Origin of the sequence: Planomonospora sp. ID91781, assembly GCF_015711595.1 — a bacterium.
Lineage (GTDB): Bacteria > Actinomycetota > Actinomycetes > Streptosporangiales > Streptosporangiaceae > Planomonospora > Planomonospora parontospora.
In genome coordinates this window covers 815,349-836,935 of record NZ_JABTEY010000001.1, presented here as the reverse complement: position 1 = coordinate 836,935, position 21,587 = coordinate 815,349, and the positions used below count along the sequence as shown (strand labels likewise).

29 protein-coding genes and 1 tRNA gene are annotated in these 21,587 nt (G+C 69.1%); 19 read left to right on the top strand and 11 right to left on the bottom strand.

Annotated elements, in window-relative coordinates; all coding sequences use genetic code 11:
* Window positions 1-100: 100 nt before the first annotated feature.
* From HS048_RS03890 to upp, 6 genes are all read right to left on the bottom strand, one after another.
* Window positions 101-790, bottom strand: coding sequence for a FadR/GntR family transcriptional regulator (locus tag HS048_RS03890; protein WP_068900376.1), 690 nt, complete (start codon window positions 788-790; stop codon window positions 101-103).
* A gap of 108 nt (window positions 791-898) precedes the next feature.
* On the bottom strand, window positions 899-2,257 hold the full coding sequence (locus HS048_RS03885) for a helix-turn-helix domain-containing protein (RefSeq protein ID WP_068900377.1): 1,359 nt from the start codon (window positions 2,255-2,257) through the stop codon (window positions 899-901).
* A gap of 133 nt (window positions 2,258-2,390) precedes the next feature.
* Window positions 2,391-2,921, bottom strand: a complete 531-nt coding sequence (locus HS048_RS03880; protein WP_196466174.1) for a PH domain-containing protein — start codon at window positions 2,919-2,921, stop codon at window positions 2,391-2,393.
* Window positions 2,918-3,076 (bottom strand): hypothetical protein, encoded by a 159-nt coding sequence (locus HS048_RS03875; protein ID WP_189238786.1) that lies wholly within the window; start codon window positions 3,074-3,076, stop codon window positions 2,918-2,920. Before HS048_RS03875 ends, HS048_RS03880 begins: the two co-directional genes overlap by 4 nt.
* 127 nt (window positions 3,077-3,203) lie before the next feature.
* Window positions 3,204-3,437, bottom strand: coding sequence for a hypothetical protein (locus tag HS048_RS03870; RefSeq protein ID WP_068900379.1), 234 nt, complete (start codon window positions 3,435-3,437; stop codon window positions 3,204-3,206).
* Between the two features lie 170 nt (window positions 3,438-3,607).
* Window positions 3,608-4,246, bottom strand: coding sequence for a uracil phosphoribosyltransferase (gene upp, locus HS048_RS03865; protein ID WP_068900380.1), 639 nt, complete (start codon window positions 4,244-4,246; stop codon window positions 3,608-3,610).
* Window positions 4,247-4,408: 162 nt separating this feature from the next.
* On the opposite strand from upp, the gene HS048_RS03860 reads away from it, so the two are divergent.
* The 4 genes from HS048_RS03860 (at window position 4,409) to HS048_RS03845 (ending at window position 6,027) form a co-directional block, all read left to right on the top strand.
* Entirely contained in the window at window positions 4,409-4,918 is a 510-nt protein-coding gene (locus HS048_RS03860; protein ID WP_373868848.1) for a tRNA adenosine deaminase-associated protein, read from the top strand.
* A gap of 15 nt (window positions 4,919-4,933) precedes the next feature.
* A complete protein-coding gene (locus HS048_RS03855) occupies window positions 4,934-5,425 on the top strand; it encodes a tRNA adenosine deaminase-associated protein (RefSeq protein WP_068900383.1) in 492 nt (163 codons plus the stop codon).
* A gap of 44 nt (window positions 5,426-5,469) precedes the next feature.
* Window positions 5,470-5,916: a tRNA adenosine(34) deaminase TadA gene (gene tadA, locus HS048_RS03850; protein WP_191894648.1), complete on the top strand. Its 447-nt coding sequence runs from the start codon at window positions 5,470-5,472 to the stop codon at window positions 5,914-5,916.
* Window positions 5,917-5,937: 21 nt separating this feature from the next.
* A tRNA-Ser gene (locus tag HS048_RS03845) sits at window positions 5,938-6,027 on the top strand.
* A gap of 149 nt (window positions 6,028-6,176) precedes the next feature.
* Here HS048_RS03845 and HS048_RS03840 read toward each other — a convergent pair.
* Together HS048_RS03840 and HS048_RS03835 are read right to left on the bottom strand one after the other, a co-directional pair.
* Entirely contained in the window at window positions 6,177-6,479 is a 303-nt protein-coding gene (locus HS048_RS03840; RefSeq protein WP_068900387.1) for a type II toxin-antitoxin system VapB family antitoxin, read from the bottom strand.
* A gap of 101 nt (window positions 6,480-6,580) precedes the next feature.
* Window positions 6,581-7,438, bottom strand: coding sequence for a neutral zinc metallopeptidase (locus HS048_RS03835; RefSeq protein WP_196466173.1), 858 nt, complete (start codon window positions 7,436-7,438; stop codon window positions 6,581-6,583).
* Between the two features lie 597 nt (window positions 7,439-8,035).
* On the opposite strand from HS048_RS03835, the gene HS048_RS03830 reads away from it, so the two are divergent.
* The gene (locus tag HS048_RS03830; RefSeq protein WP_196466172.1) at window positions 8,036-8,869 is read left to right on the top strand and encodes a hypothetical protein; all 834 of its coding nucleotides are present in this window, start codon (window positions 8,036-8,038) and stop codon (window positions 8,867-8,869) included.
* 57 nt (window positions 8,870-8,926) lie between these two features.
* On the opposite strand, the gene HS048_RS03825 is transcribed toward HS048_RS03830, so the two are convergent.
* A complete protein-coding gene (locus HS048_RS03825) occupies window positions 8,927-9,592 on the bottom strand; it encodes a GntR family transcriptional regulator (RefSeq protein ID WP_196466171.1) in 666 nt (221 codons plus the stop codon).
* 136 nt (window positions 9,593-9,728) lie between these two features.
* Between HS048_RS03825 and HS048_RS03820 the strand changes: the two genes are divergently transcribed.
* The 14 genes from HS048_RS03820 to HS048_RS03755 all read left to right on the top strand — a co-directional run bounded on the left by HS048_RS03820 (window position 9,729) and on the right by HS048_RS03755 (window position 20,464).
* Window positions 9,729-9,899, top strand: coding sequence for a hypothetical protein (locus tag HS048_RS03820; RefSeq protein ID WP_196466170.1), 171 nt, complete (start codon window positions 9,729-9,731; stop codon window positions 9,897-9,899).
* Window positions 9,900-9,987: 88 nt separating this feature from the next.
* Window positions 9,988-10,128: a hypothetical protein gene (locus tag HS048_RS03815; protein WP_196466169.1), complete on the top strand. Its 141-nt coding sequence runs from the start codon at window positions 9,988-9,990 to the stop codon at window positions 10,126-10,128.
* A gap of 118 nt (window positions 10,129-10,246) precedes the next feature.
* Window positions 10,247-10,645, top strand: a complete 399-nt coding sequence (locus tag HS048_RS38455) for a WhiB family transcriptional regulator (RefSeq protein WP_304609652.1) — start codon at window positions 10,247-10,249, stop codon at window positions 10,643-10,645.
* Between the two features lie 322 nt (window positions 10,646-10,967).
* The gene (locus HS048_RS03805; RefSeq protein WP_196466168.1) at window positions 10,968-11,207 is read left to right on the top strand and encodes a hypothetical protein; all 240 of its coding nucleotides are present in this window, start codon (window positions 10,968-10,970) and stop codon (window positions 11,205-11,207) included.
* Window positions 11,204-11,953 (top strand): M48 family metalloprotease, encoded by a 750-nt coding sequence (locus tag HS048_RS03800; protein WP_196466167.1) that lies wholly within the window; start codon window positions 11,204-11,206, stop codon window positions 11,951-11,953. The genes HS048_RS03805 and HS048_RS03800 overlap by 4 nt, the downstream gene beginning before the upstream one ends.
* Window positions 11,950-12,918 (top strand): hypothetical protein, encoded by a 969-nt coding sequence (locus HS048_RS03795; protein ID WP_196466166.1) that lies wholly within the window; start codon window positions 11,950-11,952, stop codon window positions 12,916-12,918. The genes HS048_RS03800 and HS048_RS03795 overlap by 4 nt, the downstream gene beginning before the upstream one ends.
* Complete coding sequence (locus tag HS048_RS03790) at window positions 12,915-13,163, top strand: hypothetical protein (RefSeq protein WP_196466165.1); 249 nt, start codon at window positions 12,915-12,917, stop codon at window positions 13,161-13,163. The genes HS048_RS03795 and HS048_RS03790 overlap by 4 nt, the downstream gene beginning before the upstream one ends.
* On the top strand, window positions 13,156-13,545 hold the full coding sequence (locus tag HS048_RS03785; RefSeq protein ID WP_196466164.1) for a hypothetical protein: 390 nt from the start codon (window positions 13,156-13,158) through the stop codon (window positions 13,543-13,545). The genes HS048_RS03790 and HS048_RS03785 overlap by 8 nt, the downstream gene beginning before the upstream one ends.
* Window positions 13,545-15,575: a hypothetical protein gene (locus tag HS048_RS03780; RefSeq protein ID WP_196466163.1), complete on the top strand. Its 2,031-nt coding sequence runs from the start codon at window positions 13,545-13,547 to the stop codon at window positions 15,573-15,575. Before HS048_RS03785 ends, HS048_RS03780 begins: the two co-directional genes overlap by 1 nt.
* Before the next feature lie 264 nt (window positions 15,576-15,839).
* Window positions 15,840-16,190: a hypothetical protein gene (locus HS048_RS03775; protein ID WP_196466162.1), complete on the top strand. Its 351-nt coding sequence runs from the start codon at window positions 15,840-15,842 to the stop codon at window positions 16,188-16,190.
* Between the two features lie 13 nt (window positions 16,191-16,203).
* Window positions 16,204-17,103 (top strand): bifunctional DNA primase/polymerase, encoded by a 900-nt coding sequence (locus HS048_RS03770; RefSeq protein ID WP_196466161.1) that lies wholly within the window; start codon window positions 16,204-16,206, stop codon window positions 17,101-17,103.
* Window positions 17,100-18,662 (top strand): hypothetical protein, encoded by a 1,563-nt coding sequence (locus HS048_RS03765; RefSeq protein WP_196466160.1) that lies wholly within the window; start codon window positions 17,100-17,102, stop codon window positions 18,660-18,662. Before HS048_RS03770 ends, HS048_RS03765 begins: the two co-directional genes overlap by 4 nt.
* Before the next feature lie 318 nt (window positions 18,663-18,980).
* Complete coding sequence (locus tag HS048_RS03760) at window positions 18,981-19,241, top strand: helix-turn-helix domain-containing protein (protein WP_196466159.1); 261 nt, start codon at window positions 18,981-18,983, stop codon at window positions 19,239-19,241.
* Window positions 19,242-19,252: 11 nt separating this feature from the next.
* The gene (locus HS048_RS03755) at window positions 19,253-20,464 is read left to right on the top strand and encodes a tyrosine-type recombinase/integrase (protein ID WP_196466158.1); all 1,212 of its coding nucleotides are present in this window, start codon (window positions 19,253-19,255) and stop codon (window positions 20,462-20,464) included.
* A 111-nt stretch (window positions 20,465-20,575) separates the two neighbouring features.
* On the opposite strand, the gene HS048_RS03750 is transcribed toward HS048_RS03755, so the two are convergent.
* Both HS048_RS03750 and HS048_RS39075 read right to left on the bottom strand, forming a co-directional pair.
* Complete coding sequence (locus HS048_RS03750) at window positions 20,576-21,289, bottom strand: hypothetical protein (protein ID WP_196466157.1); 714 nt, start codon at window positions 21,287-21,289, stop codon at window positions 20,576-20,578.
* Window positions 21,259-21,570, bottom strand: coding sequence for a PadR family transcriptional regulator (locus HS048_RS39075; protein WP_196466156.1), 312 nt, complete (start codon window positions 21,568-21,570; stop codon window positions 21,259-21,261). Before HS048_RS39075 ends, HS048_RS03750 begins: the two co-directional genes overlap by 31 nt.
* Between the last annotated feature and the right edge of the window lie 17 nt (window positions 21,571-21,587).

The following is a 21,587-nucleotide window of genomic DNA, read 5'->3' as shown; positions in this document are numbered from 1 at the left end:
CACGGGGACGAGGAGGCCTCCACGGGGAAGGGCCCGCCCCGGCGGGGGCGGGCCCTTCCCCGTGAGGGCTCCCCGCATCGGCGGGGAACGCTCCGGAAGGTCAGGCGGAGACTTCCTGGGAGTCGGTGAGCGCGATCAGGATGTGCTCCATGCACGCGTGTCCCGCGCGCTCGGCGGCGGTCACGTCACCGGCGGCGATGGCGCGGGCGATCGCGTCGTGCGGGATGTAACTGCTGTCGATCGACGTTCCCGCGGCCTTGATGCTGGCGCGCAGGGCGGCCGAGAAGTCCTCGTAGAGGTCGACCAGGACGCGGTTGTGCGTGGCGTGGACGACGGCCATGTGGAAGGCGAGGTCGGCCTCGACGAATCCGTCGGGCTCGCCGATCTCCCAGGCCCGCTCCCGCGCGGCCAGGGCCTCCTCGATGAGGGCGATGTCCTCGTCGGTGCGCCGGGTGGCGGCCAGCCGGGCGGCCTCGACCTCCAGGGCTCGCCGTACCTCCAGGATCTCCAGCTGCTCGGCGGCGCGCAGCCGCCGGAGCATGGCACCGGAGAGCTCGCTCGTGGCGCGCACGTAGGTGCCGTCGCCCTGACGGCACTCCAGCAGGCCCGCGTGGGTGAGCGCCCGTACGGCTTCCCGCACGGTGTTGCGTCCGACCCCGAGCTGCTCGGCGAGCACCGTCTCAGTGGGGATCTTCGCGTTCATCTGCCAGGAGTTCGACGTGATCTGCTCCTTGAGCTGGTCGATCACCTGGTCGACGAGCGACGCTCGGTGCGCCGTACGCAGACTCACAGTCCGCCTCCTATGGGGAACCAATCATCCTATGAGTCAATGACTGATCGACCCTAATTATTCCGGAGGCATAAATCCAAATCTGGAGCCCCGGGGGCGAGAGAAGTCTTACCGCACCAGGGCGGAGTCGACCGTCATGCCCACCAGCGCGCCACGCACGCCGACTGCCTCGAGTGCCTTACGATACGCGGCGGTCTGCGCGTCCTGTGCACCGGCCTGGCCGTACAGGTCGCCGAGCCGGCGCCAGACCCGGGCGGTCTCCCGGTCGGAGCCGGCGGACGCCGGGCCGAGGCCGTCGAGCAGGGCCTGCGCGTTCCGCAGACTGGTGAGGGCGTCCCCCGCGCCGTGTGCGAGCGCGATCTCGGCGAGCAGCAGGTGCGCGGTGGCGCCGATGCCGTCCGGGCGCTCTCCGAGGACGTCGAGGGCCGAACCGGCCAGGCGGACCGCGCCGGCGGAGTCGCCGGTCCGCAGCTGCACGTGGGCGAGCACGATCAGGCTCTTGGCGCGTTCGCCGACGAGGGAGGGGAAGGAGGCGAAGACCTCGCCGGCCGCGCTCGCGAGCTCGGGGATCCCGCTCATGGGCTCGTCGTCGCGGGACGCCGCCAGGCGGGACCACTCCATCGCGATGAGGGCGAGCCTGAGCGCCATCCGGGACGGCCGGCCGGTCGCGATCGCGTCGTCGGCGAGGCGGACGGCCAGCGCCGAGTCCTCTCCTTCGGCCGCGGTCGCGCTCGCCTGCCACAGGGAGTGGACCTCCGCCTCGCGGTTGACCGCGGAGGGCACCCCGTTGTCCATGATGACCTGCCGGACGTAGGCCAGGCCCGGGGAGTCGGTCCCCCGCGAGGCGTCGGTCTCCATCAGGGCGGCGGCCAGGTCGACCGCGATCTCGCCCTGCGTCAGGGCCAGCCGGTTCACCTGGACCAGGGCGTCGTGCGCCAGGTCGTGGGCGCGCAGGGTGTCACCGGCGCGCAGGTAGCACCTGCTCAGGGCGACGGTCAGCGGCAGGTCCGCCAGGCGCTCGGGATGGGCGGCGGCCTCGCGGCGGAGCCGCTCGAAGGCCTCGACGGCGGGACCGACCCGGCCCTGCGACTCCAGGGCGCGGGCGCGGCCGAACCGGGCGAGGGCGGAGATGACGGCGTTCTCCTCGCCCGCGGCCTTGACGATCTCACCGAAGCGGTCCACCGCCAGGGCCGGATCGCCGTGGTGGAGCTCCAGCTCCGCGTGGCGCAGGCCGAGCTCGGTGTCGATGCGCTGACGCGGCTCGACGCCGTGCAGGAGGAACTCGGTGGTGCATCCCAGGCGTTCGGCGAGCAGGCGTGCGACCACGGGGGTCGGCGTGCGCTTGCCCGACTCGATGAGGGACACGTAGCTGTCGGACAAGTCCGGCCCGGCGAGCTGGGCCTGGGACATGCGCCTGCTCAGCCGCAGTCCGCGGACACGGTCACCGATGGTTCCCTGACTCGGCATCTGATCTCTCAGGGCGGGGGATGGTCAATGTTGCAGCCATGATTGCACGAAGCAGTCGAATCGGGTAACCCCCGCGCAGAATCCCTGGTCGAACTCGTTCCAATTCCACTACGTCACAGTGGACATACGGGGATTAATCATCCGAGTCGTTACCGCCGGGGAAGAGCATCTGACAGACCTCGAGGTAGAGGGTCTCGGGATAGGGGATGTAGGGGATCGTCGAGAGCGCCTGGTCCTGACCGGCCGACTCGAGGATGAACTCGCCGTAGCCCAGCATGCGCCCGAGCAGGGAGCGCTGGAAGCTCATGTCCGTCACCTTGCCGAGCGGCATCATGTCGACCCGGCGCGTGATCAGCCCCGTGGTGAGCAGCATGCGCTTGGAGGTCACGACGAAGTAGTCGACCGACCACTCCGCTACCTTCCACACGAAGCGGATGAGCAGCAGGAGCCATGCCCACCAGACGACGACGAGCCCGCCCCCGGCGCCCTGGTCGCCGAGCCACTTGCTGAGCAGGCCGGCGATGATCAGGCCGCCGAAGACCTCGGCGACGGGACGGAGCAGCACGGCCGGGTGACGCCGCACCATGATGACCTGGTGTTCGTGGGGGAGCAGGTAGCGGTTGACCGACGAGGGAGCGGAGTCCCCGTGAGTCACCAGCCTCATGAGAGATGGGAGACGAACTGGGCCAGGGAATCGGCCGCGGTGTACATCGAGTCGATGGCTCCCCTGACCGTGTGCGCCGCATCATCCGGCCGGGTGAACAGGAAGAACACCACGAAGATGATGGCGCTCCATTTCAGAACCTTCTTGCCCTGCACTTAGGCCTCCACTTACCACTCACCCACTGCACCCGACGTATACATTACCCACGCATTACGTGGGGTAAAGCGTGTGAGCCGATTCGGTCTTCCGCCGTCGGCGGACCTCACCGGCCCGGGGCGGGTCTCATCGGTCGCGCCCGCTCGCGGCCAGCGCCAGCACCTGCAGGTGTTTGCGGGCGATCCGCTCCACCAGCCAGGGATGGGCGTGGCCTGTGATCTCCAGCGCGCCGTAGCGGGCCGCGTCCACGCAGCGGGTCACGGTGGCCGCCGGATGGATCGCGGAGAACTCCTCCCGCAGCGCGGCGCTCAGGTCCGCGTAGGGGTCCGGTTCGGCGGCGGGGATGATGCCCTCGTTCACTGTTCTCCCTGTGTGCGTCCGCGATCGCCGGGCCGGGCGTGCCGAAGAGATGCCTTGTTGAAACTCTCCGTACCCATGTAATCACGGAAGGTAACGGAAGGTGTCGGCGACACCCTCCGTTCGGCGGGAACAGATCTCAGGAGCCGGCGGAAGCAGGACCCGGGAGGTCGTCAGACCACGCCGTAGAGGCGGTCCCCCGCGTCCCCCAGGCCGGGGACGATGTAGCCGTGCTCGTTGAGCCGCTCGTCGAGGGCGGCGGTGACCAGGCGGATCGGCCTCCCGCTGCCGGCGAAGGCCGCGTCCATGTAGGCGATGCCCTCCGGGGCGGCCAGCAGGCAGATCGCGGTCACGTCGTCGGCCCCGCGCTCGAAGAGGAACTCGATCGCCGCGGCCAGGGTGCCGCCGGTGGCCAGCATCGGGTCGACCACGTAGACCTGGCGGCCCGACAGGTCGTCGGGGAGCCGGGTGGCGTAGGTCTCGGCCTGGAGCGTCGACTCGTTGCGGATCATCCCGAGGAAGCCGACCTCGGCCGTCGGCAGGAGCCTGGTCATCCCGTCCAGCATGCCGAGACCGGCGCGCAGGATCGGGACCACCAGAGGGTGCGGGTGGGCCAGGCGCACGCCCTTCGCCGGGGCGACGGGGGTGTCCACGGTGACCTCGCTGACCCGGACGTGCCGGGTCGCCTCGTACGCGAGCAGCGTGACGAGCTCGTCGGCGAGGCGCCGGAAGGTGGGCGAGTCCGTGTCGGCGTCCCGTAGGACGGTCAGCTTGTGGGCCACGAGCGGGTGGTCGACGACCAGGGTCTCCATGGACGTCAACGGTAGCCGGGACGACAGGCGGGTGGATAACGGACGATGTGTGACACGAGTTTTGGGAGGGGATTTTGATCACGATTTGGCCGGAGTGGCATACGGTGGTGCTCCACTTCTGAAAGCATTGACATCCGTACAGGTCGCTCGGTGGGGATGACGATGACAGACGAAGATGCGCTCGACTTCGCCATCGTGGTCTATCGCGAGGATGACCGCTGGGAGGCGGAGATGCTTCCCGTGGCGCTCACCTCCGACCTCCACGGGCTGATCCACGCCCTGCGCCAGCAGCCGAGCCTGAGCGGCGCGATTGGCCTGGTCGCCGTGGGGGATGAGTTCTTCGTGGCGCTACGGGTGTTCGGCGAGCGGGCGGAGGTGTTCCTCTCGGACATCGCCGCGTCGCTGGACTTCCCGCTCGCGGAGCAGGTGCTGGACTATCTCGACGTCCCGGTGCCCGACGAGGACGAGCTCGACGCGATCCTGCAGGACGAGGAGACGGCGCTCCCCGCGGGCGACCTGTCCATCTTCGCCGACCTGGGGCTCGACGAGATGGAGCTCGGCATCCTCTCCGGCGACATCGACCTGCTCCCCGAGGACGTGCTGTCCAGCATCGCCGCGCGGCTCGGCTTCTCCGAGCCGTTCGAACGCGCCATCGACTCGATGTTCGGCTGAGCTCAGGAGATCGCCATGGCCTCCAGACCGTCCGGCAGCAGGCTCTTCTCGGCGGCCTTCGTGCGCACCGCGAACGGCTGGCGGGGGGCCGAGGCCGACCTCGGCGAAGCCGAGATCGTCGACGATCTCGGCGACGTCGTCCAGGAGAGCCTCGGCCTCGACGGCGAGGAGCTGGCCCTGCTCTGCGTCGAGGCCGAGGACGAGTGGTTCGCGATCGTCCGCTACCGGGGCGACACCGAGCCCCGCGCCTTCCTGTCCGACGCGCAGGCCGCGCGCGCCGACACGCTCGGCGAGCTCTTCGGCGAACTGGCCGGGGTCGCCCCGGAGGGCGACACGCCCGAGCTGGGCGTACGACCGGCGGGCGACTTCGAGCTCCTGAGCGACCTGGGCATGAGCCCGGACGAGCTCATCGAGCTCAGCATGGAGGAGGGCGCCCTCCCGGCGGACACGCTCTCGGTGATCGCCGAGCGGCTGGCCTTCGCGGACGAGCTCGACCGCCTGCGGTGAGGGCCGCCGCGGCGGGCCCCCCGGAGGCCGGCCACACCCCCGCGATGCGGCTGGCCCTGGCGCAGGCCGTACGGGCGGGTGAGCGCGGTGAGGTGCCGGTCGGCGCGGTCGTCCTCGGCCCCGGCGGCGAGGTGCTGTCGCAGGCGGGCAACGACCGCGAGTCCCTGGCGGACCCGACCGCGCACGCCGAGGTGCTGGCCCTGCGGGAGGCGGCGCGCGGGCGGGGCGGGTGGCGGCTGACCGGCTGCACGCTCGTGGTCACGCTCGAACCCTGCACGATGTGCGCGGGAGCCGCGGTGCTGGCGCGGGTGGACCGTGTCGTCTACGGCGCGGTGGACGCCAAGGGCGGTGCGGCGGGCTCGCTCTGGGACGTGCTCAGGGACCGCCGGCTCAACCACCGGCCGGAGGTCGTCATGGGCGTGCTGGCCGACGAGTGCGCCGGGGTGCTCGCCGGTTTCTTCGCCGCGCGCAGGCCGAGCGAGCAACGATGATTATCCGGTAAGCTGCTCGGCGGTGGTGTCGCCTAGTGGCCGAGGGCGCACGCCTCGAAAGCGTGTGATGGGGCAACTCATCCGTGGGTTCAAATCCCACCACCACCGCCACGGACGAGGGCCTCCCACCTGGAGACAGGTGGGAGGCCCTCGTCGTTTCGGGGCTGCGTCGTTCCAAGGCTGCGTCGTTTCGGGTCCTCGTCGCTTCACGCCCCCGTCTTTCGGACCGTGCGGGCGCGGCCCCGGGACGGAGACCGGGGTCAGGCGTCCGGCGGCAGGTCGAGGACCCTGGCGTGCAGGACCGGGCGCTGGTGCAGGGCCGAGCGCAGGGCGCGGTGCAGGCCGTCCTCCAGATAGAGCTCACCGCGCCACTGGACCACGTGCGGGAACAGGTCGCCGTAGAAGGTGGAGTCCTTGGCGAGCAGGGAGTGCAGGTCGAGCACCGCTTTCGTGGTGATCAGAGTGTCGAGCCGGACCTGCCGCGGCGGTATCTGCGCCCACTCGCGGTTCGAGAGGCCGTGTTCGGGGTAGGGCCGTCCATCGCCGACCAGCTTGAAGATCACCCCATGTAGTTTAAGAGACAATCCGGTCGTTTGCCCGGCGGTCGGGTCACGGTGCCGGTCAGGGCCCGCCCCGGCCGCGGCCGGGCCCGCCCGGGATCCGTTCAGATGGCGCCGGAGAAGGTGTCGCAGCGCTTGGGGTCGCCGGTCTCGTAACCGGTGCTGAACCACTTGACCCGCTGCGCCGAGGTGCCGTGGGTGAAGCCCTCCGGGTCGACCCGGCCCTGGGTGCGCTCCTGGATGCTGTCGTCCCCCACCGCGGAGGCGGCGCTCAGCGCCTCCTCGATGTCGGTCCGCGTGAACGGCTGGGCGAACAGCCCGGTCTCGTAGGCGTTCTTCGCCCAGGCGCCCGCGTAGCAGTCCGCCTGGAGCTCCACCCGGACCGCCCCGCTCTCCGGTCCCTGCCGGTCGTTCTGCGAACGGCTCAGGACCCCGGTCAGGTTCTGCACGTGGTGGCCGTACTCGTGCCCGATCACGTACGCCTGGGCGAACGGCCCGCCCTTGGCGCCGAAGCGGCTCTGCAACTGGTCGAAGAAGCTCAGGTCGAGGTAGACCCGCCGGTCGGCGGGGCAGTAGAACGGCCCGACGGAGGAGTCGGCGGCGCCGCACCCGGTGTCCACCGCGCCGGAGAAGAGCACGGTCTTGGCCTCTTCGTACCCGCCCATGGCGGTGGGCCAGTACTCCTGGATGCTGTTGACCACGCCGATCACCCGGCACTCCTCGTTCTGGTCGGCGTCCTGGCCGGTCCTGCACTGCGCCGCGAGGTTCGAGCCGGAGTCGACCGGTGCGGGGGCCGCCCCGCCGCCGGTGAGGCCCCCGAGGTCCACGCCGAACACCAGCGCGGCGATGAGCGCGATGATCCCGGCGACGCCTCCGCCCACCGCGAGTCCGCCGCCGGGGACGCGGCGGCCGCCGCTCTCGACCTGCGAGCTGTCCAGCTGGACATCGTCCTTGAAATCCATCGCCGACGTCCCTTCGATCCGTTCGGGACGCCTCCACTGCCCGCGGAGCGGCCGGGGAAACGGCCGGGGCCGGTGTCGGTGGCGGGCCGGTGGCGGGCCGGTGGGGAAACGGAAACCGGGGTGGGAACGCCGGAGGGGCCGGACCGCGTGTGCGGTCCGGCCCCTCTGAGTGGCGGAGGATAGGAGATTCGAACTCCTGAGGGGTTGCCCCCAACACGATTTCCAAGTCCGTGGATCTCTGTTCAGCGGGGTTCACGGAGGTATCGGGAGCGAGGTCAGGGGCAGGGCTGTACTCCGCTGAACGACCCTGTACGGCGGTGAACTGAGACGGAAACTGAGACGACGCTCGGCAGCCTTGAGCGCCCACTGAAGGAAGCGGAGCCGGTGCCCTGGCCCTTGGAGGTTCCCTGGCCCAGCGGGAAGGCGCTACGGCCCTTCTAGCGTCCTCCGAGAGGGCTGATAGCCGGGGAGGTGGGTAACGGTCGGGCATGACAGCAGGCGAGCCCGTAGGCCAGCCCGGCCCTGGCCACGTCCGGCCAGTTTCGGATGTGCTGAGAAGCATGGCATAGGCGAGGTCAGTACGAGAAACTCGTCTACATGGCTCAGCTCACTATGACATCGGCGCGATGGGATGAACTCACTGCGCTGCTCAACGATGAACAGCGACTTCAGGCCGAGTATCCCAAGGTGGCCGAGTACTTGGATATGGCGACAAAGCTGCCCGGGACTGGCGATGCCAAAGCGGATGCGGCGTTCGACTTGCGGTTCGTGCACTTCATGACCGGCGGGAGTGCTGTGAGCTCCAACCCCTACTGGGACATCGTTGAGCCGTTCGTGTTCGAGCATGAGGGCCGGCGCGTGGTGAACGGTGGTCGTGCGGAAGGAAGCGCGAGACTCGCCTTCGCACAGATGGTCTTGCAGGCGACGTACGCCTACGCGATACCTTCCCCGCAGACCATCGAATGGATGTCCCGTTTCTGTGCAGATACTCCGATTGTGGAATTGGGGGCAGGTCGGGGCTACTGGGCAGCACAACTGTCTCGTTCAGGGCTGGTCGTCGAGGCGTACGACGTGGAGCCGCCGGACAAGGCCAAGAACGCCTCCTTCCCCGGAGCGGCTGGGCAGACGGACGTATGGCACCCCATTAACGATCTTTCGGGCTTCACAACTCGTGCCCAAGCAGCCGATCACGTGCTGTTTCTTTGTTGGCCGCCCGGTTGGGGGGACGAGATGTCATCTGAGGCGTTGACCTCGTTCGAGGAAGCTGGGGGCAAAAGACTCATCTACATCGGGGAGCCGAAGGGCGGAAAGACCGGAAACAATGCCTTCTTTGATGCCCTGTCGGCCCGTTGGAGGCTGGACTCCGTAGATGAGCACTTCGTTTCGTGGTGGACGGAAGCGGACGTCGCGCAGGGCTGGGTGCGGAGCTGAGGACGCAATAGAAAGGGGGGTGCCGACCTGGTCGGCACCCCCCTTTTCTTTTCTCTTCTATTTGAGAGCCATGCGGAAGACGAATGCGTCGTATCGGTCTCGCGGGTACGAGATATTTGAAATCATGATGATCCGCCCATTGGCGGAGAGAAACCGCTGCTGAACCGTCTTGACGAGATCGCCGGGGGTTGTGCGCAACCACTCGGCATGCAGCGGTGCCGGTAGCTGGTCCGAGACAGTCTCTTCCAGGAAGTCGGCCCCCGATACATCGGTGACATCCATCGGGTGGTAGGTGTCTGAGATCGAGATTGGCCGGCCATCCTCGGTGGCTCGGGTGATGACGTGGGTGATTAGTTCGCTTTCCGCGAGACCCAAGGCCTCCGCCAGTTCGCTGGTGGCGGGGATCTGCTCGGTCTCGCGTTCTACCTGGATGTCTCGATCGGTTTCGTTCTGGAACGTGCGCTCGGCGGACTCCATCTGACGCTCGGGAGAAACGCGAACGAGGTTGGGTCGGTCGGCGACGAAGATGCCCCGCCGCCGTACGGATCGAACGAGCCCCTGACTCTGGAGCAGTTCGAGGGCCTTCCGAACCACGATGTCCGACACGCCGTTCTGCTGGGCGATCTCGGTGTAGCTCGGTAGCTGCACGCCGGGCGGAAGCTCCCCGGCGCGAATGCGCCGGGCGTACTCGCCTGCGATGCGGACGTAGGCCGGTTCTGGCACTTGGTGATCAGCCCCTTCGACTGCTCTTCGGTGACACCTCCAACGTATACGCATCATCGTATACCAAGGGCTTGTACGTATACGTAGCTACGTATACGCTGATGCCTGTGACGCACTCCCCATGAAGGGAAACCCCATGTACTCCGAACACCGGCTCCGCCGCTTCGTGTTCATGCTGCTCGGCGCTCTCGCCCTGTTCTTCGTGATCCGAGAGCCCAACAAGGCCGCGGTCCTGGCCACGCACGCCTTCAACGGGCTGATGGCCGCCGCCGACGCCCTCGTGGTCTTCGCCGCCAACTTCGGCTGACCACCCACCCCCGTACACGACAACGGGGCGACCCCCATCCGCCAAGACCAGGGCCGCCCCAACTCCCACGTAAAGGAGCCGCACCATCATGACCCGCCCGACCAGCCGCGCCAAGTCCGACCGATGCCCCTCGGACTGCCGCAACGGCCAGATCTGGAACCCCGGCAGCGGTCCCTACCCCTGCCCCTTCTGCCAGAGCACCACCGCCGCGAACGGCACCACGCGATGAGCGCCCGCGCGCCGAAGCCCTCGTCGGCCTGGCTGCCGCCCGGCACCGCCTCCACCTGGATCTGCCGGTGCGGCGGCATCAATCCCCGGACCTCCACGACCTGTCAGAGGTGCACGCGATGATCCGCCTCCCCTTCCGCACCATCCCCCGCTTCCCCGCAGCCGCCGCCGACGCGGCCCGTCCGGAGGAGTTCCACTTCGCCCGGCTGCTGGCCGGACCGCGCGAGGTCATGCGGTTGCGTGACGCGCTGACCGCCGCCGGTCAGGCGTGCGACAGCGCCGACGCGGAGCTGTTCACCGACCCCGACGCCTTCACCACCGAGCCCGAGCCCGACCGGCTCGCGCGGGAGGAGCAGGCCAAGGCCGTGTGCGCCGGCTGCCCGGCCCGTCCCGAGTGCCTGGCCTACGCGCTGGCCGTGCGCCCGGAGACGGGCGTGTGGGCCGGTCTGACCGCCTCCGAGATCCGCGCCCGGTCCCTGCGGTCCGCGCCCGTCCCCGGTGGGGAGGAGGCCGCGTGAGTCGCTACCAGTGCCCGCTGTGCCAGGCCATCCACCGCGGCGAGGACTTGCCGCGCTGCCCCCGTCACTCCGCGAGCTACGACCCCGCCTGTGGCACCTGCCGCGCCGCGGTCGTGCAGACGCCGTGCGGAGGTGGCCGCTGATGGCCCGCTTCTCCTGCCCCGACTGCGGCACCCGCTCCCACCACGCGCTCGGCTGCCGCCGCTGCGGCACCGGCCGTCAGATCCAGCGCTGCCCCGCCCACGGCGCCCGCTGCACGGCCGCCTGCCGGATATGCCGCGCCCTCGTCCGTTCCACGTCCTTTTGACCCGGAGGGGATCACATGACCACCCCCGTCACCATGGAATTCCTCGTCGTCCTGACCCTGGCCAAGTCGCTGGGGAACGGCATGCGCCAGTCCACGCTCATCCGGACCGTCACCGCCAGCGCGGGCTCAACCCGGCAGGGCCTGCTGTCCTGGGCGCTCAACGAGGCCGGCCCGGACATGGCCGGTTCCAACATCATGTTCTTCAGCGCCGAGCCCAACGCCCTGCCCTTCCCGGAGCAGGAGGTGGCGCGATGAGCATCCCGTCTTCCTCTGCTTCGATCGCCGATACTGCGGTCTTCGACCGCCCCGCCGGTCTGCCGGGCCTGGCCGAGCTGGTGTGCGCGCTGCGCCACTGCGCCCAGCTTCCCGGCCTGCTCATCCGGGTCGAGCCCGACCTGGGCGGCAACGCCGGAGCGTTCGGCACCCGCTGCGACCGCACCCCCCGCATCGAGCTGGGCGCCGACCTGCTGCACGACGCCGACTCGCTGCCGCTGTACGGCGTGCTGGCCCACGAGATCGCCCACCACGCCCTCGGTCACGACGCCGAGCGCCCCCTCTGGCAGAGCCCGGCCTGGTGGTCCAAGGCCGCGCTGCTGGCCGCTCTCGTGCTCGAGGCGCCGCTGCCGGTCCTGCTGGTGCTGGCCGTCGTCGCGCTGGCCGCGGCCCTGGCCACGGCGCGGCGGGAGCGGCTGGCCGAGTACGACGCCGACGCGCACGCGGTGCGGCTGCTGGACGCCGCCGGTCTGCCCGGTCGCCGCCTGGTGGCCGCCGCGCTGGCCGATCTGGTCGACGGGCCCGCCTGGTACCGGCTGACCGTCGCCCTGTTCGACTCCCACCCCAGCGCGCGAGCGCGCCGGCGGGTGCTGGCCTCCGACCGCCCGGCGCCGCGGCTGGCTTGGGCGCTGCTGTGGCAGCGCATCCCCGCCCCGGGCGTCGCTGCGGGGTTCTCCTGCCCGGACTGCGGGCTGAACGGCGCACACGAAACGGAGGCACCGGCATGAGCACCACCTCCCCCACCCCGATGCCGGACCCCGACGAGGTCGCCCGCGGGATCGCCGAGCTGGAGCGCTACGGCAACGCCCACGCCCCGGACCTGCCCACCTCGCCCGCTCCGGCGCCCGAGGTGATCGAGGAGCAGGAGGGCGAGACGCAGCGGGTCCGCCGCCTGCGCGCCGAGGTCGCCGAAGCCCACCGCCTGGTCGAACTCCAGGCCGACGACGCGCCGCTTCTGCTGGACACACCCAAGGTCCGCAAGCGCCGCCGCGCCGCGCACGAGGCCGCACGCCTGCACGAGCTGGCCACCGATCCGGCCATGCGCGCCTACCAGGCGGCGCGGGTGCGGCGGCTGCTGGTGACCGGTGCCATGGTCTGCCTGACGCTCGCGCTCGGCTGGTCCACGGCCGGCGTGCAGGCGTTCGCCGCCGACGGCGCCCCCGTCTGGTCGCCCGGCTGGGTGTTCGCCTGGTTCGTCGAGCCCTTCGTATCCCTGGCCCTGCTCGTGGTCGTCGGCGCCCGCGCCTACCTCGCCATCCAGGGCCGGCCGCTGACGCACCCGACCCTCATCCGCATCGAGTACTTGTTCCTGAGTCTGTCGCTCGGCATGAACGCCTGGCCGTACCTGCCTTGGTCGCTACCGGACGGCGCGAGCTTCAGCATCTCCGATCTGGTGATCCATCTGATCGGCCCGATCGTGGCGGTCACGATCGTGATGGCCCTGCCGATCATCCTCGCTGGGTTCACCGCCCTGGACCACGGCCGTCCTACCGGTCCTACGTACAGGGCCAACACCGCCCCCGGCGGGACCGACATCACGGCCCTGACCGACCGGGCACGCACCCTGATCGCCTCCGGCGCCCTACCCGCCCGGCCGAGTGCGACGCGCCTTCAGCGCACCCTGCGGTGCGGCATGGATGCCGCCCGTGCCGTGCGCGACGCCCTCGCCGACGAGCAGGAGGAGCGGGCGTGAGGACCGTCTACGTCATCACCGACGCCCCTCGCCGCCCCTGGCGCCGGCGCGCCCGCGCCCTGGCCTCCGCCGTCGTCGCCGCCGTGCTGCTGGCCCTGGCCGTCCTCGGTACCGCCCTGGTCCTGCTGATCGGTGCGCTGGACGCGCTGATCGCCGCGGCGCTCGGTACCCGCCGCCTGGCCTACATCTGCCGCCTGCTCCGCCAGGCGATCCGCCCCGACCGCAAGGAGGACTTTCGTGACTGACCTCAAGCCCGGACGCAACCGCATCCCCGAACTGTCGGCCATTCCCTGGGAAGGACCGATCGCCATCACCCAGTACGCCAAGGTCGGCCGCGACCTGGCCCGCGACCTGGGCGAGGAGTTCGCCCTCGGCTCCGATGAGCTGTATGAGGTGCTGATCCGCTCCTTCAAGGGCCACCCCGTCCTGAGCGTGTTCGGCGCCCCCGACGTGCGCGCCCGCGCCCGCCGCGTGGTCAAGCGCCTCAAGCGCGCCGCCGAGCTGGAGCGCGCGGCCGGCGTGGAGCTGGTGAAGTTCCACGCCCAGTTCCGCAAGGAGTTCGTGGAAGTTCTCCCGCAGGCCAAGCCGGAGAAGCGCCGTTCTGCGTTCGATTGGAGCAACGACTGATGGCCCCCCGCGCGCACACCCTTCCCGCGCCGTCGCCGGAGGTCTCCTCCTGGGAGCAGGTCGCCGCCCGCGAGGTGTCCAAGGCGGTGCTCTACCTGCCGCCGTGGATCATCGTGATCCTGGCCTTCGGACTCGGCACGGCCTTCCATGTCCTGCTGGACTCCGACGACCCGCAGACCATCGCCTGGACGGTCGTGGGCATCACCGCGTGCGTGATGTGCCTGACCGGCCTGACCTGGTGGCAGTCCCACGCCCGCAGCACCGGGGGGCGCCTGCATTCGACACTGACCACGTTCGCCGCGGGCATGTGGGTGTGCGCAGCCACCATCAACGGCCCCACCACGACCGTGACCGGCCGCCTCATCGTGATCGGCGGGGTCACGCTCGCGGCCAGCTTCAACATCCGCACCGTCATCCGGCAAAAGAACATCGACGTCTCCGGGGCGATGGCCGACCCGCTGCGGTTCCTGTTCGGCCAAGGCGCCGAGCGCGCCGGGCTGCCCGCGGTGCAGGCGCGCACCCTGGCCGCGACCGCCCACAAGGTGGAGGGCGCGGTGCAGCTGGAGCCCGGCCGGCAGACCGCCGACGACCTGACCAAGAAGGTCCCCTACATCGAATCCGGCATCGGCCTGCCGCCCGGCTCCGTCGTCACCAGCCTCGACCCCGACGATGCGTCCAAGGCGAAGGTCACCATCTCCGACCCGCGCACCATGAAGAACCCGATCCCCTGGCCCGGTGCCTCCCGGCCCGGTGCGTCGATCGCGGAGGCGCTGCGGCCCGGCCTGTGGCAGGACCTGGACGAGGTCGCCCACGTCATCGTCGGTCACCATGTGCAGTTCATGGGCATGACCGGCGCGGGCAAGTCGATCGGCGGGGCGTGGAACTACCTGGCCGAGATCGTCAGCCGTCACGACGTGGCGGTGTTCGCGATCGACATCACCAAGGGCGAGCAGACCTTGGGGCCGCTCAAGGCCGCGCTGCACCGGCTGGAGACCACCAAGGCCGGCGCCAAGGCCCTGCTGGGCGAGATCCAGTCCAAGGTCAAGGAACGCACCGACCAGTTGTCGGCGAAGGGCCTGCAGAAGTGGAAGGCCGGATGCGGGCTGACGTACTGGGTGCTGTGGATCGAGGAGTTCCCCGACGTCTATGACGCCCTGACTGACAAGGAACAAGAGCAGTTCCTGTCCCTGCTCAAGGCCATCCGGTCGGCGGGCGGCACCGTGGTGATGAGCTTGCAGCGCTCGGACTACACGCAGATGCCGACCCTGGCCCGCGGGCAGCTCGCCAAGATGTGCTTCGGCGTGGAGTCCGGCACCGATGCCTCCTTCGGCCTGTCCGAGGCCCAGCAGGACGCCGGCGCCCGCCCCGAGCTGTGGAGCAACAAGCAGCCCGGCATGGCCTACCTCGACGCCCCATCCATCCCGGACGCGCGGATCGCGATGCCGCTGCGCACCTACGCCTGGGGTATCAGCGGCGGGGTGTTCGATGACGAGCGCGCCAACGCGCAGATGCGCGCCCACGCCGCCGCCTACCCGGCCGCCTACAAGCCGGTCGACGCCGGTACCGCGGCCATCTCCCGGCTGGATGCCTCCGCCCTGGCCGCCCCGGTGGCGGTGCCGGAGCGGCCCGACGCCGATCCCGACGAGGAATCCGCGATGGACGATGAGGATGTGCGCGGCGTGGTCGCCGAGTACCTCACCGATGACGACCCCGACCCGGCGATCCAAGTCGGCCTGGACGACGAGATCCCCGACATCGCCGAGGGCGAGCCGCCGATGCGGTTCGCGCCGGCCGACCGGAAGATGACCGCCGAAGAGCGCGGCGCGGCCCTGATGGAGCGCCTGCACGAGCTGTGGGACGACGGTGCCCGCGATTTCTCCTCTGGCGATCTCAAGCCGCTGTGGACCTCCACCGACATCTCCCGCGCCTGGGTCCAGAAGCAGCTCAAGCGCCTGGTTGAGGCCGGGATCCTGGGCGGCTACGACGACGAGGCCCAGCGCTACCTGATGGCCGAGCGCCCCGAGGTCTAACAAGATCCCGTGGCCCCCGCTCGGGTGCCACGGGCGGGGGCTCGGGGGGAGGGTTACAGGTCAGACGGGGTGCCACGCTCCGTGGCACCCCGCGTGGCCCCCTGCGTGGCAGCCGTGTGGCACCCCCGTGGCAGGGGCGCGTGGCACCCCTCCCCTGCCTCCGTGGCACCCATGAAATCAAGATCAAAAACTTTCGCGCGTGCCTCCCACGCGCAGCCGCGCGTGAGTGCGCGTCCCTTCCACCCACCGACAGGGGAGTTCGCCATGTCTATGGACACCACCCGTCGCCCTGACCACGCAAGCAAGACCGGCGGCATGAGCGGCGACCGCTACGCCGATCTCATCGCCCGCGCGGCCGGCGTCTGCCAGTGCCGCGCCGGCACGGCTGCCGCCTGCGGGCGGCCCCACAAGCCGACCGGCGGCGCCTGCCCTGTCACTCACAGCCCGGACAGGCCGCTGCACGTCGTGCCGCGCGCCAACATGCGCCCCGAGACCGCCGCGGCCCTTCCGGTGGAGGCGTTCACAGCCATCTGTGACGCCTGCCACGCCGCCCTGCTGGCCGCCCGCCGGCGCTCTCGTGCCCGTGCGGTGCCCGTCCCCGAGGCCCTGTTCTGAAAGGAGATCCCATATGAGCGTTCCGCAGCTTCGCTACGCCCTGGCCGCCGCTGCCCGCGGCTGGCACGTCTTCCCCGTCACCCCCGGCGACAAGGTCCCCCTGAAAGGTATGAGCTGGAAGCGGCAGGCCACCGCCGACCCGGACGTGATCCGCCGCATCTGGGCGCGCACCCCGTTCAATATCGGCATCGCCTGCGGCCCGTCCCGCCTCGTCGTGATCGACCTGGACGTGCCCAAGCCCGGCGAGCAGCCGCCCGCCCGCTGGGACCTGCCCGGCGTCAGTGACGGCGCCGACGTGTTCGCCCTCCTGTGCGAGCAGGCCGGCCAGCCGGTGCCGTGGGAGACGTTCTCCGTGCGCACCCGCCGCGGCGGCCTGCACCTGTACTTCACCGCCCCCGACGGCATCGCCCTGGGCAACACCTCCGGCGAGCAAGGCAACGGGCTCGGATGGAAAATCGACACCCGCGGCGACGGCGGATACGTCGTCGGCCCCGGCAGCCACGTCGCCCTGTCGGACGGCGCCGGCACCTACGAGGTCCTGCACGCCCCGGCCCCGGCGCCGCTCCCGGGCTGGCTGGCCGAACGACTCCGCCCCGCGCCTGCGCCACCCCAGAGGCCGGTCACGATCCCGCTGGCCGCCCTCGACCGGCGCGGCGCCTACCTGCGCGCGGCCGTGGCCGCGGAGCTAGATCGGGTGACCGGCTCCCCGCCGGACGGCCACAACACCGCCCTGTACCTCGCCTCCGTCGCGCTCGGCCAGCTGGTGGCCGGCGGCGCCCTGGCCGAGGCCGAGGTGACCGCCTGGCTGACCGACGCCGCCGCACGCATCGGCCAACGGCCCGACGAGATCCGCCGCACCATCGCCTCCGGTCTGCGAGCCGGGGCCAAGCGGCCCCGGAGCGTGGCGGCATGAGCGACGCCCCGCGCATCGAGGTGGGGTCCGGCCCGGAGACCATCCGCGTCCTGAAGGCCGCGCTCGCCGATCGGCTGCTGCCCGACACCTACGTGGCTGGCGGCGCCCTGGTGCACATGGAGACCGTCTCCGGCGGACAGGCCAGCCCCGCCGCCGACGAGGACTCACCACTTCCCGTCATGGCCAGTCCGATCACGCCGGCCACGCTGGCCGGTCTGCTGGCCGAACACGCCTACGTCTACCGGGAACGCTCGCGCCGTACCGATGGCGGAGTGGAGATGTATGAAGAGGAGGTCACCCCGCCGCGGGAGATCCTGGCCTCCGTGCTGGCCGGTAAGACCTGGCGCGGCGTGGCGACCCTGCGCGGGGTGATCGGGGCGCCGGTCCTGCGTCGCGATGGCACCCTGTTGCAGAAGCCTGGCTACGACCCGGCCACCGGCCTGTATCTGGCCGCGAAAGTCGTCCTGCCGCCCGTGCCCGACCAGCCGAGTCCGGAGCAGGTGCACACTGCACGGGACTTCCTGCTGAATCGGTTCCTGCGGGACTTCCCCTGGTCCAGCCCGGCGGACCGCGCCAACTACATTGCCCTGCTGGCCACGCCGATCCTGCGGCATTTCACCCGCTCTCTGACGCCGTTTGCGCTGATCGATGCGACCATGCCCGCCTCCGGCAAGTCCATCCTGACCGGCGGCCCCGGCATGCTCTACGGCCAGCGCGTCATGCCCTGGGCTTACGCCGAAGAGGAACTGCGTAAGAGCATCACCGCCGTGCTGGCCGAGCAGGTCGGCGTGGTGGTGTGGGACAACCTCGCCGAAGGCACCGTCATCGACTCGCCCACCCTGGCCCTGCTGGTCACCGCGGGCGTGTGGTCGGATCGGCAGCTCGGCGCCTCGCGCAACATCGCCATCATCAACGACCGACTGTGGATGGCCACCGGCAACAACCTCCAAGTCGGCGGCGACATGGCCTCACGCACCGTGCGCGTCCACCTGGACCCGAACATGCCCCGCCCCGAGCAACGCGACCAATCCCGCTTCGGCATCCCACACCTGGACCAATGGATCACCGTCCCAGCGAATCAGCTCACCGTGCTGTGGCACCTGCTCATCCTGGTCCTGGACTGGACGAACCAGGGCGCGCCGCGCGCGGCCGGGCTGTCGATGCGGCAGTTCACCCCCTGGGCGCAATCCCTGGGCGGGTTCCTCGCTCACCACAGCATCGACGGGTTCCTGGCCAACGCCGCCGACGTGCGCGACATCGACGAGGACGAAACCCGCTGGCGGGCGTTCCTGTCCTGCTGGCACACCCTGCACGGCCCGGCGCCGATGACTGCCGCCGAACTGCGCCGCTCCGGCGAGCCCGACCGCATCGGCTTCGAGGAACACGACCGGTGGGACGGCCAGTTCATCACCACCCATAGCGGCCGGCTGCCCAACGCCCTGGCCCTGGGACGGCTGCTGACCGGGCAGGTCGGCCGGTGGCGCGGCGACTACGTGATCCGCTCGGCCAAGAACGACCGGGGCGACCGAAACGTGTTTTGGGTCGAGCGCCATGCCTGAGCCGACCGGAGAAGCGCTGGAACATCTCCGCATCTCCGCAACGCCGCACACCGGCCCTCTACCTGCGGAAACGGTTGCGGAGATGAGAGCCGTTGTCGAGCTGTTATCTCCGCATCTCCGCAGATTCTGCGGAGATGACCCCCGGTTTGCGGAGATGGAGCCACACCAGAACTTTCTATCTCCGCAAGCATCACCCCAGCTCAGGACCCATCTTGCGGAGTTGCGGAGTTGCGGAGATGTTTCAGCCCTCCCCAGCGACGCCGCACCCACCCACCATTCCGGCCCTGCCCATATCCCTCATGGAAGGACACGCACGCCATGACCACCGCGGCACCGAACACTGTCCGGCTGACCACCGCTCCCGACGAGGGCTCGGAGGGAGAGTCCCTGCTGCTCACGGTTGAGGAGGCCGCCAGGAGACTCCGGATCGGCCGGACGCGGATGTATCGCCTCCTTAAGGCGGGAGAGGTGGAGTCCACTCTCATCGGCAGGTCCCGCCGGGTGCCGGTCGAGTGCTTGCACAAGTACGTGACCAATCTGCTGGCCAATGGTGGTCGGTGCGAGAAGATCTCGGCCTGAAGGAGCGCTGAATGGGACGCAAGCCGAACGGTGCTTCGACTGTCTACCTCGGTAAGGACGGCTACTGGCACGGACGGGTGATCGTAGGCGTTAAGGACGACGGGCGGTCGGACCGCCGTCACGTGCAGGCCAAGACCGAAGCGGAGGTCATCCGGAAGGTTCGCGAGTTGGAGCGGGCGCGCGACGATGGGAACGTCCGCAAGGCGGGCCAGCGATGGACGGTTGCGAAGTGGCTCACGCACTGGATCGAGCACATCGCGATTCCGCCGGCCATCAGGGAGAACTCTCACGCAAGCTACCGCGTGGACGTGGAGACTCATCTTATCCCTGGCATCGGAGCACACCGCCTCGACAGGCTGACCCCAGAGCACCTGGAAAAGCTCTACGCCAAGATGCAGCGCGAGGGAAAGTCCGCGGGGACTGCCCATCATGTGCACCGGACCATTCGGGCCGCACTCAATGTGGCCGTACGGCGAGGCCACCTCACCCGCAACCCGGCCATGCTCGCGAAGGCACCCACCGTCGTGGAGGAGGAGGTGGAGCCGTACGAGGTTGACGAGGTGAAGCGCCTCATGAAGGCCGCCGAAGCGCTCCCGCGCAACAGCACCCGATGGGCTGTCGCCCTGGCTCTGGGGCTTCGTCAGAGTGAAGCCCTGGGCCTGAAGTGGAAAGACATCGATCTCGACAAAGGCACCCTGCGCGTACGGCGGGGCCGCCAGCGCCCCAAGTACGAGCACGGATGCGGGGAGACCTGCGGACGCAAGGCGGGCTACTGCCCCCAGCGCAAGCAGGTCCGGGCGGACACGGCGGAGACGAAATCGCTGGCCGGCCGCCGCACCATCGGATTGCCCGGCCAGCTCGTCACCCTGCTCCGCAGGCATCGGGAGGAGCAAGACGCGGACCGGGCGAACGCCTGGAACCTCTGGCAGGAAGGGGGATGGGTCTTCGCCACCGCGACGGGCGGCCCCCTCAACCCGAACACCGACTACCACCAGTGGAAGGACCTGCTGAAGGCCGCTGGACTCCGAGACGCCCGGCTGCACGACGCGAGGCACACCGCCGCGACGGTTCTCCTAATCCTGGGAGTCCCCGAGCGGACCGTGATGGCCATCATGGGATGGTCGAGCACTGGCATGACTCGAAGGTATCAACATGTAACTGACACCATCCGGCACAGCGTGGCTAAGCAAGTAGATGGCCTGCTGTGGGATACGGAGCACTAGCCATCAATGCGGTGAATAATTATAAGCCAACAGGAAGGAGGGTGATCTATTAATTAATTTGCGCCCGGATGAAAATGCCAATCCGGGCGCCGCTTTTAATCTCCACAGACTCTAGCTGTCGGAATTTTTCCTGGAGCTCTCGGCAAAGAGGTGGAGGCTCATGTATGAAAGGGACTGAAAAACTAATGGGGGGATTCGCCTTAAGGAGTGTTCGTTTTGTAGTGCGTCGGCGATAACGAAGGAAGAGATGACACTCTTGATGATCATCATGTGAGCTGATTGGTAGATTCGAGTCCCATTCTTGGGGAAGGTTAGCTGTATGGGTGTACCTGCTTTGCTCCAGATTTTTTCGAGGATTTCCTCGCCGTCCTCGCCTGCGGTGATAGCAAAAGTTAATGCCGCTTTTATTAGCGATAGCGTATATATACTTTTTGGACTTCTTCCCTCTTCGCTCCTGGATCCGCTCCGGTTTACATGCAGTGAGCTTTTGTGGGTTATCCATAGATTCGATAGTAGTGATCGTATGGTTATAAAACCGTACTCTTGAGCTGTCTTGCTGCTACCCATCCAAATGCTGATTGCTTTGAAGAGCTTGACTAGCTTCAGGCCGTCGAAAGTAGCTAACTCGGCCAGCCACTCTTCTTCATAGCGAGAGCGAAGGTCGGCGTCTGAGAAGCGAGCGGCCGCTTTTCGTATGATCCGGGGGGCAAGCCATGCGCTGACGTCCAGTAGTTCGGCTGTGATGCCGCCGAAGAGTGCGCCGCCGAAGATGCCGATCCAAAATTCCGGGCCCATCATCCGAGTGCCCCTCTGGCTGGAAGCCATGATCGGGGGGTAGTGCGGCGAAGGGTGGCTTCAAGCGCGGAACGCGCTTGGCAGGCCCCATCGTCGGTGAGTCGGTAGTAGCGACGGCGTGGTCGCCCTAACTCGGTCGATTCCTGATCTTCCCAGAAGGACTCCACCCAGCCGGCCTGCTCTAGGCGAGCGAGGATGGGGTACAGCGACCCTGTCGCCAACCCGGCTTCCCTGGCGATGTCGAAGCCGTACCGCGAAGCGCTCAGATCTTCCAAGAACACCTTGAGTACAGCTTGAGTCGCGAGGGTCATACGTAGACCACGAGACA

Excerpts from the sequence above, each read along its gene's own strand:
- HS048_RS03885 (WP_068900377.1), bottom strand. The coding sequence starts at position 2,257 with ATGCCGAGTCAGGGAACCATCGGTGACCGTGTCCGCGGACTGCGGCTG.
- HS048_RS03760 (WP_196466159.1), top strand. The coding sequence starts at position 18,981 with ATGACCACCGCGGCACCGAACACTGTCCGGCTGACCACCGCTCCCGAC.
- HS048_RS03835 (WP_196466173.1), bottom strand. The coding sequence starts at position 7,438 with ATGGATTTCAAGGACGATGTCCAGCTGGACAGCTCGCAGGTCGAGAGC.
- HS048_RS03830 (WP_196466172.1), top strand. The coding sequence starts at position 8,036 with ATGGCTCAGCTCACTATGACATCGGCGCGATGGGATGAACTCACTGCG.
- HS048_RS03795 (WP_196466166.1), top strand. The coding sequence starts at position 11,950 with ATGAGCACCACCTCCCCCACCCCGATGCCGGACCCCGACGAGGTCGCC.
- HS048_RS03770 (WP_196466161.1), top strand. The coding sequence starts at position 16,204 with ATGAGCGTTCCGCAGCTTCGCTACGCCCTGGCCGCCGCTGCCCGCGGC.
- HS048_RS38455 (WP_304609652.1), top strand. The coding sequence starts at position 10,247 with ATGATCCGCCTCCCCTTCCGCACCATCCCCCGCTTCCCCGCAGCCGCC.
- HS048_RS03800 (WP_196466167.1), top strand. The coding sequence starts at position 11,204 with ATGAGCATCCCGTCTTCCTCTGCTTCGATCGCCGATACTGCGGTCTTC.
- HS048_RS03880 (WP_196466174.1), bottom strand. The coding sequence starts at position 2,921 with ATGAGGCTGGTGACTCACGGGGACTCCGCTCCCTCGTCGGTCAACCGC.
- HS048_RS03815 (WP_196466169.1), top strand. The coding sequence starts at position 9,988 with ATGACCCGCCCGACCAGCCGCGCCAAGTCCGACCGATGCCCCTCGGAC.
- HS048_RS03750 (WP_196466157.1), bottom strand. The coding sequence starts at position 21,289 with ATGGCTTCCAGCCAGAGGGGCACTCGGATGATGGGCCCGGAATTTTGG.
- tadA (WP_191894648.1), top strand. The coding sequence starts at position 5,470 with ATGCGGCTGGCCCTGGCGCAGGCCGTACGGGCGGGTGAGCGCGGTGAG.
- HS048_RS03765 (WP_196466160.1), top strand. The coding sequence starts at position 17,100 with ATGAGCGACGCCCCGCGCATCGAGGTGGGGTCCGGCCCGGAGACCATC.
- HS048_RS03860 (WP_373868848.1), top strand. The coding sequence starts at position 4,409 with ATGACAGACGAAGATGCGCTCGACTTCGCCATCGTGGTCTATCGCGAG.
- HS048_RS03820 (WP_196466170.1), top strand. The coding sequence starts at position 9,729 with ATGTACTCCGAACACCGGCTCCGCCGCTTCGTGTTCATGCTGCTCGGC.
- HS048_RS03775 (WP_196466162.1), top strand. The coding sequence starts at position 15,840 with ATGTCTATGGACACCACCCGTCGCCCTGACCACGCAAGCAAGACCGGC.
- HS048_RS39075 (WP_196466156.1), bottom strand. The coding sequence starts at position 21,570 with ATGACCCTCGCGACTCAAGCTGTACTCAAGGTGTTCTTGGAAGATCTG.
- HS048_RS03780 (WP_196466163.1), top strand. The coding sequence starts at position 13,545 with ATGGCCCCCCGCGCGCACACCCTTCCCGCGCCGTCGCCGGAGGTCTCC.
- upp (WP_068900380.1), bottom strand. The coding sequence starts at position 4,246 with ATGGAGACCCTGGTCGTCGACCACCCGCTCGTGGCCCACAAGCTGACC.
- HS048_RS03855 (WP_068900383.1), top strand. The coding sequence starts at position 4,934 with ATGGCCTCCAGACCGTCCGGCAGCAGGCTCTTCTCGGCGGCCTTCGTG.
- HS048_RS03755 (WP_196466158.1), top strand. The coding sequence starts at position 19,253 with ATGGGACGCAAGCCGAACGGTGCTTCGACTGTCTACCTCGGTAAGGAC.
- HS048_RS03805 (WP_196466168.1), top strand. The coding sequence starts at position 10,968 with ATGACCACCCCCGTCACCATGGAATTCCTCGTCGTCCTGACCCTGGCC.